Here is a 9,529-nt window from a genome sequence, read left to right as displayed (position 1 = left end):
GACCGCCCCCCCCCAAACCCGGGGGTCTGTTTTTTGGGGCGCCCGCTTCGCACTAGCCCGACCTACGCAGAACAACACTCCGATAAGGCTCTCTTACGGGAACATTGGTGCCTGCTCCAGCCCCATCGTCTCGATTAGGCCGTTCATCACGTTGAAGTTCTGGATCGCCTGTCCCGAAGCGCCCTTCACCAGGTTGTCCAGCACCGACAGCACGATGGCACGCCCCGGCAGCCGGTCCTTGAACACCGAGATGTGGATCTGATTGGACCCGCGCACATGCTTGGTGTGCGGCACGACACCCGCCGGCAGCACCTGCACGAACGGTTCGTTCTCGAACCGCGTGGCCAGGGCGGCCCGCAGGTCGTCCGGCCCGTTCTTGCCGGCCAGCTTGACGTAGGTCGTGATGAACTCGCCCCGGTTCATCGGGATCAGGTGCGGGGTGAACGCCATCGTCACCGGCGCACCGGCGGCGATGCTCAACTCCTGCTCCATCTCCGGCATGTGGCGGTGATGGCCGACGCCATAGGCGTGCATGCCCTCCGACACCTCGCAGAACAGGTTGGCCTGCTTGGCATCGCGGCCGGCGCCGCTGACGCCCGACTTGGCGTCCACGATGATGTCCTCGGTCTGGATCAGCCCGTCCAGCACCAGCGGCAGCAGCGGGATCAGCGTCGCGGTCGGATAGCAGCCGGGGTTGGCGACCAGCCGCGCGTTCCGCACGCCCTGACGGTTGAACTCGGTCAGGCCGTAGACGGCCTCGCGCTGAAGCTCGACGGCGGCATGCTCATGGCCGTACCACTCGGCATAGCTGGCCGGATCGGTCAGCCGGAAATCGGCGGACAAGTCCACGATCTTGACCGTGTGAGGCAGCGCCCGGATGATTTCCTGCGTCGTGCCGTGGGGCAGGCCGCAGAAGACGAAGTCGATCTCCGACCAGTCCACCTGTTCGATCTTCACCAGATTGGGCAGGTTCAGGTAGGCCAGATGCGGGAAGACCTCGGCCAGCGGCTTGCCGGCCTGACGTTCCGCCGTCAGGACGCGGACATCGGCGGCCGGGTGGCGGGCAAGCATGCGGACCAGTTCGGCGCCGGTGTAACCGCTGGCTCCCAGGATGGCGATCCGGATCTGATCGACCGATTCGGGCATCTGACTAACTCCCATAGGCGAAGGGCAGGGGACGAAACTTGGATCTGCGAATGCAAAAACGAACAGGGCGCCCCGGATCGGGACGCCCTGCCGCAGTATAACCAGAAATGCGGTGTGTTGGTGCCGATCAGCGCTTCGAGAACTGGAAGCTGCGACGGGCCTTCGCACGGCCGTACTTCTTACGCTCGACGACGCGGGCGTCGCGGGTCAGGAAGCCGGCTGCCTTCAGCGGCGGCCGCAGGCCCGGCTCGTAGTAGGTCAGGGCCTTGGAGATGCCGTGACGGACTGCACCGGCCTGACCGGACAGACCGCCGCCGGCGACCGTCGCCATCACGTCGTACTGGTCGATGCGGGCGGCGATCTCGAACGGCTGGTTCAGCAGCATGCGCAGAACCGGACGGGCGAAGTAGACGCCGATGTCGCGGCCGTTGACGGTGACCTTGCCGGAACCCGGCTTGATCCAGACGCGGGCGACCGCGTTCTTCCGCTTGCCGGTGGCATAGGCGCGGCCCTGGGCGTCGATCTTCGGCTCGGGTGCGGCCTGCTCGGAAACGACGGCGGTGGCGGTCGAAGAAGAACCGCCGGTCAGGTTCTTAAGATCGGCGAGAGTGGTGGTAACCTGCGCCATGATTTACGAGATCCTCTTGTTCTTCGGGTTCAGGGCGCCGACGTCCAGAACTTCCGGCTGCTGGGCTTCATGCGGATGGACGGCACCGCCGTAAACCTTCAGGTTGCCCATCTGCTTGCGGCCGAGCGGACCACGAGGAACCATGCGCTCGACGGCCTTGATGACCACGCGCTCCGGATACTTGCCATCCAGGATCTGACCCTTGGAACGGCCCTTGATGCCGCCGGGATAGCCGGTGTGCCAGTAGAAGATGTCGTCATTGCGCTTGTTGCCCGTCAGACGAACCTTCTGGGCATTGATCACGATGATGTTGTCGCCGCAATCGACATGCGGCGTATAAAAGGGCTTGTGCTTGCCGCGCAAGATATTGGCGATGATGCTCGCCATGCGGCCGAGGACGAGGCCTTCCGCGTCGATGATGAACCACTTCTTCTCGACTTCGGACGGCTTCAGGGACAGGGTCTGCATTGCCACTCTCTCATGAAATACCGGATGCGGCACGAGAGCGGGACTCCCTTGCCGAAGTTGGCCGGTGTTGTAGGGTGGCGACCCCCTCCGAGTCAACGGAAAAGCGCTTAAGGCGCAGTGATTTAGCTGCGCGGTATTATAATACCGCAACGCTTAACCCCTTGCATCAACACGCTTTTTCCCGCTAAGGCGCGGCAACGGTATCGTGATACCGCAACCATCCTCATGCCAGCATCGTCACCGGCGGCCGGTCCGGCGGTATGCTGTAGGTCCCTGTGACATGGGCCACCGGCTCGTCCTCGCCCTCCGAATAGAGCAGCACGTCGCCATAGGCCAGCCGCTTGCCCAGCTTCAGGATGCGCGCTTCGGCGATCACGCCGAACTGGCCGGGCTTGCGGAGGAAGTTGATGGTCATGCTGGTCGTCACCGCCAGCTCGACCCGTCCGATCAGGCTCAGGACCGCGCCGTACAGCGCCACGTCCGCCAGCCCGAACAGGGCAGGGCCGGTCACGGTGCCGCCGGGACGGACGAAGTCCGTGCGGTACGGCATGCGCAGGCGTATCGTTCCGGCTCCGACGCTCTCCACCGTGACGCCGTAGCTGCCGACCAGCGGCACGCCTTCGCGGATCAGCGTTTCAAGCTCGGCCGCCGCGATGGCGGAGGTAGTGTCGCTATGGCTCATGCTTTCCCGCCCCATGTTTTCTGGCCCAGTGTTTTATGGCTTCCATTTAAACCATCATTGAAACCGATCGGCGCATGGTTTCTGATGCCCAAAATCGCCACATCGGCAAAGACCATAAAATTCGGGAGAACGCCGCCATGACCGCCCAGCCCGCTACCCCAGCCGGAGAACCGATCCTGCTGCGCGAGGTCGCCGACGGCGTCGCCACGCTGACCCTCAACCGCCCGTCGACCCGCAACGCCCTGTCGATGGAGCTGATGACCCTCCTGACGGAGGAGCTTGAGGAAATCGGCCAGGACAGGAGCATCCGCGTCGTCGTGCTGGCAGGATCCGGCCCGGCGTTCTGCGCCGGCCACGACCTCAAGGAAATCCGCGCCAACCCCGGCAAGGAGATCTATCAGGCGCTGTTCCAGCAATGCTCCAAGCTGATGCTGACGATCACCAAACTGCCGCAGCCGGTGATCGCCAAGGTCCACGGCATCGCGACGGCGGCCGGCTGCCAGCTCGTCGCCACCTGCGACCTCGCCGTTGCGGCCGACACCACCCGATTCGCCACACCCGGCGTCAATATCGGCCTGTTCTGCTCGACCCCCATGGTGGCCCTGACGCGCGCCGTCGGCCGCAAGCACGCGATGGAGATGCTGCTGACCGGCGATATGATCGGCAGCGGCGACGCCGTCATGTTCGGCCTGATCAACCAGACCGTTCCGGAAGCGGAACTGGACGCCACCGTCCAGCAACTGGCGGTCCAGATCGCCTCCAAGTCGCCGCTGACCCTGGCGATCGGCAAGGAAGCCTTCTACCAGCAGATCGACATGCCGCTGGAGCAAGCCTACGCCTATGCCAGCGACGTCATGACCAGCAACATGCTGGCCCGCGACGCGGAGGAAGGCATCGACGCCTTCCTGGGCAAGCGCCACCCGGTATGGGAAGGCCGCTGAGGCGGGGTCAGGCGGCGATCATGCAGCACGATACCTACGCCGACAGCTACCTGTCCGACATCCTCGCCTCCGTGAAGACGATAGCCTTGGTCGGTGCCAGCACCAACTGGAACCGGCCCAGCTACTTCGTCATGAAGTACCTGCAATCCAAGGGCTTCCGCGTCATCCCGGTCAATCCCGGCGTCGCGGGCGAGCAATTGCTGGGCGAAACCGTCTATGCGAGGCTGGAGGACATTCCCGAGCCCGTCGATATGGTCGATGTCTTCCGCAACGCCGAAGCAGCCGGCCCGGTCACCGACAGCGCCATTGCGATCCATGCCCGCATCGTCTGGATGCAGATCGGCGTCCGCACCGACGAGGCGGCGGCAAGGGCGGAAGCAGCCGGCCTGAAGGTCGTCATGAACCGCTGTCCCAAGATCGAATACATGCGCCTTCACGGTGAGATCGGCTGGAACGGCATCAATTCCAACGTCATCACCAACCGCAAGCGGCCGGTCAAAGCCGTCAAGAAACTGATGTAAGGGGATCACAACGCCATGACCGACGACTCTACAGATCAACAGCGGACCTTCGGGTTCGAGACGCGCGCCGTCCATGCCGGCGCCGCACCCGATCCCGCCACCGGCGCCCGCGCCACGCCGATCTACCAGACCACCAGCTACGTCTTCGACGATGTCGAAGACGCGGCGTCGCTGTTCAACCTCCAGAAGATGGGCTTCATCTACTCCCGTCTGACCAACCCGACCGTTTCGGTCCTGGAAGAACGCATCGCCAGCCTGGAAGGCGGGCGCGGCGCCACCGCGACCTCGTCCGGTCACGCGGCCCAGATGCTGACCTTCTTCGCGCTGATGTCGCCGGGGGAGGAGTTCCTGTCGTCGCGCAAGCTCTATGGCGGCTCGCTCAACCAGTTCGCCAACAGCTTTCCCCGCGCCTTCGGCTGGAAGGCGATCTTCGTCGATGGCGAGGATGCCGACAGCTACCGCAGGGCGCTGACGCCGAAGACCAAGGCGATCTTCATCGAGAGCCTTGCCAACCCCGGCGGCGTCGTGTCCGACATCGCCGCGATAGCGGAAGTGGCGCGCGAAGCGAACATCCCCCTGATCGTCGACAACACGATGGCGACCCCGTACCTGTGCCGCCCGATCGAGCACGGCGCCACGCTGGTCGTCCATTCCACTACCAAGTTCCTCTCAGGTCATGGCAACTCGGTCGGCGGCGTCGTCGTGGACAGCGGCAAGTTCGACTGGACCGGGGCCGGCAAGTATCCCGCCCTGACCGATCCGGAGCCTGGCTATCACGGCCTCCGCTTCCACGAGACGTTCGGCGATCTGGCCTTCACGATCCACGCCCACGCCATCGGCCTGCGCGACCTGGGGCCGAACCAGCAGCCGATGAACGCCTTCCTGACCATCACCGGCATCGAGACGCTGGCTCTCCGGATGGAACGGCACTGCGCCAACGCCCTCAAGGTCGCGGAATTCCTGCAAGGCCATCCCGCCGTCGCCTGGGTCAACTATGCCGGCCTGCCGGACAGCCCGTACAACGCTCTGTCCCGCAAATACATGCCCAAGGGCGCGGGGTCGGTCTTCACCTTCGGTCTCAAGGGCGGCTTCGACGCCGGCGTCGCGATGGTCGAAGGCGTCGAGCTGTTCAGCCACCTTGCCAATATTGGCGACACCCGCTCGCTGATCATCCATCCGGCCTCCACCACCCACCGCCAGCTTTCCGAGGAAGGACTGAAGGCATCGGGCGCCACGCCGGATGTCATCCGGCTCTCGATCGGGATCGAGAGCGCCGAAGACATCATTGCCGACCTGGATCAGGCGCTGAAGAAAGCGGTGCGGTAGAAAGCCGCTTCGGTCACTCGGCCCCGACAGCCGGAGCCACCATCGGCGACGCCATCACGGGCGTCGCCGTCGCCGCAGCCGGTTCTTCCTTGGGCAGCAGCAGCGCCGCCAGGAAGGCGGTCGCGGCGAACCCGCCCAGCATCAGGAACAGCCAGTGGAAATCGGTGCTCCAGCCATAGGCCAGCGCCACCAGCTGCACCCCCAGTGGGGCGACGCCGAACGACAGGATGAACTTAGAGCCGAACGCCAGCCCTTGGTGCCGCGCAGGGGTATAGCGGGCCAGCAGCAGGTTCTCCGACGGTATCTGAAGGCTCTGCGTGAACACCATCAGGGCCGCGACCACCAGCAGCGGGAAGCCCGAGAAGCTGGACGCGATCAGCAGCAGCGGGATCTGGATCAACAGGCAGAAGACATAGACCCGCTTCAGCGGGTAGCGGTCCGACAGCATGCCGCCGACGAATTGCGAGCCGCTGGCGAACAGGTAGACCAGCGTCACCAGCCCGCCGACCCCCAGCGTGCCGTCGCCGACCAGCCCGGTCATCCGCTCGCCGAACCATTTCGGCATCGCGGTCAATGTGGACTGGAAGATCAGGCCGGCACAGACCATCGTCACCGACAGCACGACGAAGGCGCGGATCGCGTCGCCCCGGTTGGTGCCGGCCTTCGGCCTCAGGTCGCGCGGCCGGTCGGTGACCACGCCCATAGCGATCAGGCCCAGCAACACCAATCCGGTACCGAAACAAACCGCTCCCGGAACGATGAAGGCCGCCCGCCAGTTTACCAGTTCGGTAAGACCGCCGGCGATCAAGGCGGCGCTGGCTATGCCTAAGCTGCCGAAGATGCCCATGACGCCGAGCGCCCGCCCACGGTTGACCGCGTTCTTGATCGTCCACGACATGCCGACCGGATGGTAGATCGATGCCCCCAGACCCAGCACGGCCAGCCCGACTGCCAAGCCCGTCGTTCCGCCGGCCAGCCCCGACAGCACGGCGCCCGCGCCCGTCAGCAGGAAGAACACGACCATCATCTTGGCGTCACTCCAGCGGTCGCCCAGCCAGCCGGCCAGCGGCGCCCCGACGCCGATCATCAGGGACCCGATGGTCCACAGCCGGATCAGCTCGTCGTAACCCATCGCCCAATCCCGCTCCAGCCCCAGGACGACCGTGAGATACAGGGCCGACAGCACATGCATGAAGGCATGGCCGATGCACGAGAACCCCAGGGACAGGCGCGTGGACGCGGGAGACATACTGGAACCTTTCAAAAGAGGCTCGCGAAACGTCGCACAGGGTCGTTGGCGCGGGCAAGTTGCAGAGGGCGCATGGCACATATGCGCGCCATGTTGGATTAACACGCCGGCTGACGTAAGATGCCGCAACCGTCATATCACCTGCCACCCTTCTGCCCGGACCCCTGCATGACCGCCCCTCCTGAAACCTGTGCCGTGCCGGAAGACCGGCACCTGCACTGGCTGCGCCGTGGCCTGAGCCAGCCCGGCGGTAAGCTCCCCCTGTTCGACGAGGAAGGGCAGCAGGTCGACCGCGAGATCGTCAAGTCCTGCATCGCCGCCGGGTGGGCCGAACGCTGGTTCAAGAACCCGCTGAAACCGGACTGGGTCGTCTGCCGTATCACCGACGCCGGCCGTGCGGTCCTGACGCCGACAACTGACGGCGCAAAAAAATCTCAGCGTGGCGATACGTCGCAGCCTTGACATAACTCGGCATTCAATGCATAACTGACTTCCGGTTAAGACGGGTCCGGGTTTAGGGAGGAACATCCGAAAAGGATGGTCGCGGTCAACGAGCCGCAAGAAGTTGCCAGTTACAACGAACGGCCCCTCATTTTGAGGGGCCGTTCGTGTTTGTAGCGTTCCTTTTGCACTTTGGCCTAGTAATTCTAGCAGGGAACCTTCGAGCTGTAGGTCGGGTAAAGCGAAGCGGCACCCGACAAGCAGGCGCGTCGATGTCGGGTGCCGCTTCGCTTTACCCGACCTACGGCCCTACGGTTCTCTCTTCGACCTTACAAAGCAGAAAGGCCGGAAACGCCATTGGCGTTTCCGGCCTTTTGCAATTTCAGTTTCCTGAAAATATCGGGCAGGCGGGATTCGAACCCACGACCCCCAGTCCCCCAGACTGATGCGCTACCAGGCTGCGCTACTGCCCGCAAGACCGCCGTGCCGGTTCGCACCGGCTTTGGCGTGGCGGGGACTATAGCGGCGGGACCGACCCTCCGCAATCACCCCGATGAAATTATTTGCTCTTTCCGCTTATCGACCACTCATTCCGGGCCGCTCAGGGACGCCCGCTCCGCAGCATGTCCCGCAAGGCGATCAACTCCATCAGCACCGCCTCGATATCGCCGCGCTGGGATGCGGTCATGCCGTCGTGATGCTCGTCGTGGTCGCCAAGATCGTCGTCGTGCTCCAGATCATGAGCTTCGTCGCCTTCGCCCTCAGCTTCGCCATGACCCGGCAACGCCGATTCGTCCGGCAGGGACGCACCTTCGTCCGCTCCGCCGGCGGTGCTGCCGCGGGCCTCGCGCAGCAGGCGCTGCACGCCCTTGATCGTATAGCCTTCCTTGTACAGCAGGCTCTGGATACGGCGCAGCAGCTCGACGTCCTCGGGACGGTAGTAGCGCCGCCCACCGCCACGCTTTAGCGGGCGGATCTGCGGGAATTTGGTTTCCCAGAAGCGCAGCACATGCTGCGGCACGTCGAGTTCGGCCGACACTTCGCTGATCGTGCGGAAGGCTGTCGCCGACTTCACCATGCTGCGGGGCCGCGGATCCGGAGTGGGAGCGGTCATCGTCACGAGGCAACTTCAATATGCGGCGGATCGAGTTCGGCGAGTGTCTGGTTGATGCGGGCCTTGAGCACATGGCTCGCCCGGAACACCAGCACCCGCCTCGGCATGATCGGCACTTCCTCGCCGGTCTTGGGATTGCGCCCGACGCGCTCTCCCTTTTGCCGGACCGAGAAACTGCCGAAGGAGGATATCTTCACCATCTCCCCGCGCGCGAGTGCGTCGGAGATTTCATTCAATACGGTTTCCACCAGGTCGGCGGATTCGTTGCGCGACAAGCCGACTTCCTGGTACACGGCCTCGCTCAACTGAGCGCGGGTGACGGTCTCCTGACTCATGGCGTATTCCCTTTCGCCAGTGGCCCGCAAGGCGCCGGACCTGCCGCCGAAACCGTAATCCCGCGGAAGAAATGCGTCAATTACAAAGAGTTGGCAGGCATCGTTGAGCGTGTGGGAGACCTCCACAGCCTTACATGCGGACCAGTGCCGAACCCCAGGTGAAACCGCCGCCCATGGCTTCCAGCAGCACCAGCTCACCCCGTTTGATACGGCCGTCATGGACCGCTTCGGCCAATGCCAGCGGGATCGATGCCGCCGAGGTGTTGCCGTGATGATCCACCGTCATGACCACCTTGTCGGTCGACAGCTTCAGCTTCCGCGCCGTGCCCTCGATGATCCGCTTGTTGGCCTGATGCGGCACTAGCCAGTCGATGTCGGCGGCCGTCAGGTTATTGGCCTCGAGCGCCTCGACCACCACTTCGCTCAGCCGGGTTACGGCATGGCGGAAGACTTCCTGGCCGACCATCCGGACATGGCCGGTGCTCTGCGTCGCCGATGGCCCGCCGTCGACCCAGAGCAGTTCGTAGTGCCGCCCGTCGGAATGCAGGTGGGTGGACAGGATGCCGTTATCGGCGCTGGTGCCCTCGCCCTCTTCCGCCTGGAGCACCACGGCGCCGGCGCCGTCGCCGAACAGCACGCAGGTCGTCCGGTCTTCCCAGTCCAGGATGCGGGAGAAGG

12 protein-coding genes and 1 tRNA gene are annotated in these 9,529 nt (G+C 64.4%); 4 read left to right on the top strand and 9 right to left on the bottom strand.

All coding sequences use genetic code 11. The features are described from left to right. Positions 1-93: 93 nt before the first annotated feature. The 4 genes from argC to AC5JJ6_RS22875 all read right to left on the bottom strand — a co-directional run bounded on the left by argC (position 94) and on the right by AC5JJ6_RS22875 (position 2,924). The gene (argC, locus tag AC5JJ6_RS22890) at positions 94-1,146 is read right to left on the bottom strand and encodes an N-acetyl-gamma-glutamyl-phosphate reductase (RefSeq protein WP_496044264.1); all 1,053 of its coding nucleotides are present in this window, start codon (positions 1,144-1,146) and stop codon (positions 94-96) included. 127 nt (positions 1,147-1,273) lie between these two features. After that, positions 1,274-1,774 (bottom strand): 30S ribosomal protein S9, encoded by a 501-nt coding sequence (gene rpsI, locus AC5JJ6_RS22885; RefSeq protein WP_044431488.1) that lies wholly within the window; start codon positions 1,772-1,774, stop codon positions 1,274-1,276. A 3-nt stretch (positions 1,775-1,777) separates the two neighbouring features. Then, a complete protein-coding gene (gene rplM / locus AC5JJ6_RS22880; protein WP_044431489.1) occupies positions 1,778-2,242 on the bottom strand; it encodes a 50S ribosomal protein L13 in 465 nt (154 codons plus the stop codon). Between the two features lie 223 nt (positions 2,243-2,465). Beyond that, on the bottom strand, positions 2,466-2,924 hold the full coding sequence (locus tag AC5JJ6_RS22875) for a PaaI family thioesterase (protein WP_496044263.1): 459 nt from the start codon (positions 2,922-2,924) through the stop codon (positions 2,466-2,468). A 137-nt stretch (positions 2,925-3,061) separates the two neighbouring features. Between AC5JJ6_RS22875 and AC5JJ6_RS22870 the strand changes: the two genes are divergently transcribed. From AC5JJ6_RS22870 to AC5JJ6_RS22860, 3 genes are read left to right on the top strand one after another with little or no spacing between them, the layout of a single operon-like run. After that, positions 3,062-3,865, top strand: a complete 804-nt coding sequence (locus AC5JJ6_RS22870) for an enoyl-CoA hydratase (RefSeq protein ID WP_496044262.1) — start codon at positions 3,062-3,064, stop codon at positions 3,863-3,865. A 20-nt stretch (positions 3,866-3,885) separates the two neighbouring features. Then, entirely contained in the window at positions 3,886-4,386 is a 501-nt protein-coding gene (locus AC5JJ6_RS22865) for a CoA-binding protein (protein WP_496044261.1), read from the top strand. 15 nt (positions 4,387-4,401) lie between these two features. Continuing rightward, positions 4,402-5,712, top strand: a complete 1,311-nt coding sequence (locus AC5JJ6_RS22860) for an O-acetylhomoserine aminocarboxypropyltransferase (protein ID WP_496044260.1) — start codon at positions 4,402-4,404, stop codon at positions 5,710-5,712. A 13-nt stretch (positions 5,713-5,725) separates the two neighbouring features. Here the strand turns inward: AC5JJ6_RS22860 and AC5JJ6_RS22855 are convergent, their stop codons facing one another. Then, positions 5,726-6,961, bottom strand: coding sequence for an MFS transporter (locus AC5JJ6_RS22855; protein ID WP_496044259.1), 1,236 nt, complete (start codon positions 6,959-6,961; stop codon positions 5,726-5,728). A gap of 168 nt (positions 6,962-7,129) precedes the next feature. On the opposite strand from AC5JJ6_RS22855, the gene AC5JJ6_RS22850 reads away from it, so the two are divergent. Beyond that, entirely contained in the window at positions 7,130-7,423 is a 294-nt protein-coding gene (locus AC5JJ6_RS22850) for a hypothetical protein (protein ID WP_496044258.1), read from the top strand. A gap of 378 nt (positions 7,424-7,801) precedes the next feature. Here AC5JJ6_RS22850 and AC5JJ6_RS22845 read toward each other — a convergent pair. From AC5JJ6_RS22845 to AC5JJ6_RS22830, 4 genes are all read right to left on the bottom strand, one after another. Further along, positions 7,802-7,875: transfer RNA gene (locus AC5JJ6_RS22845), tRNA-Pro, on the bottom strand. 128 nt (positions 7,876-8,003) lie between these two features. Then, positions 8,004-8,516, bottom strand: coding sequence for a MerR family transcriptional regulator (locus AC5JJ6_RS22840; protein ID WP_496044267.1), 513 nt, complete (start codon positions 8,514-8,516; stop codon positions 8,004-8,006). A 2-nt stretch (positions 8,517-8,518) separates the two neighbouring features. After that, entirely contained in the window at positions 8,519-8,851 is a 333-nt protein-coding gene (locus tag AC5JJ6_RS22835; RefSeq protein WP_044431497.1) for an integration host factor subunit alpha, read from the bottom strand. A 130-nt stretch (positions 8,852-8,981) separates the two neighbouring features. Then, a partial coding sequence (locus AC5JJ6_RS22830; protein WP_496044257.1) for a 3-oxoacyl-[acyl-carrier-protein] synthase III C-terminal domain-containing protein occupies positions 8,982-9,529 on the bottom strand: 548 nt, incomplete at its 5' end.

The sequence above is a fragment of the Skermanella sp. genome (assembly GCF_059503625.1).
The sequence above is the reverse complement of the archived record's forward strand: the minus strand, read 5'-3'. Positions and strand labels throughout refer to the sequence as shown.

Excerpts from the sequence above, each read along its gene's own strand:
- argC (WP_496044264.1), bottom strand. The coding sequence starts at position 1,146 with ATGCCCGAATCGGTCGATCAGATCCGGATCGCCATCCTGGGAGCCAGC.
- rpsI (WP_044431488.1), bottom strand. The coding sequence starts at position 1,774 with ATGGCGCAGGTTACCACCACTCTCGCCGATCTTAAGAACCTGACCGGC.
- rplM (WP_044431489.1), bottom strand. The coding sequence starts at position 2,242 with ATGCAGACCCTGTCCCTGAAGCCGTCCGAAGTCGAGAAGAAGTGGTTC.
- AC5JJ6_RS22875 (WP_496044263.1), bottom strand. The coding sequence starts at position 2,924 with ATGAGCCATAGCGACACTACCTCCGCCATCGCGGCGGCCGAGCTTGAA.
- AC5JJ6_RS22870 (WP_496044262.1), top strand. The coding sequence starts at position 3,062 with ATGACCGCCCAGCCCGCTACCCCAGCCGGAGAACCGATCCTGCTGCGC.
- AC5JJ6_RS22865 (WP_496044261.1), top strand. The coding sequence starts at position 3,886 with ATGCAGCACGATACCTACGCCGACAGCTACCTGTCCGACATCCTCGCC.
- AC5JJ6_RS22860 (WP_496044260.1), top strand. The coding sequence starts at position 4,402 with ATGACCGACGACTCTACAGATCAACAGCGGACCTTCGGGTTCGAGACG.
- AC5JJ6_RS22855 (WP_496044259.1), bottom strand. The coding sequence starts at position 6,961 with ATGTCTCCCGCGTCCACGCGCCTGTCCCTGGGGTTCTCGTGCATCGGC.
- AC5JJ6_RS22850 (WP_496044258.1), top strand. The coding sequence starts at position 7,130 with ATGACCGCCCCTCCTGAAACCTGTGCCGTGCCGGAAGACCGGCACCTG.
- AC5JJ6_RS22840 (WP_496044267.1), bottom strand. The coding sequence starts at position 8,516 with ATGACCGCTCCCACTCCGGATCCGCGGCCCCGCAGCATGGTGAAGTCG.
- AC5JJ6_RS22835 (WP_044431497.1), bottom strand. The coding sequence starts at position 8,851 with ATGAGTCAGGAGACCGTCACCCGCGCTCAGTTGAGCGAGGCCGTGTAC.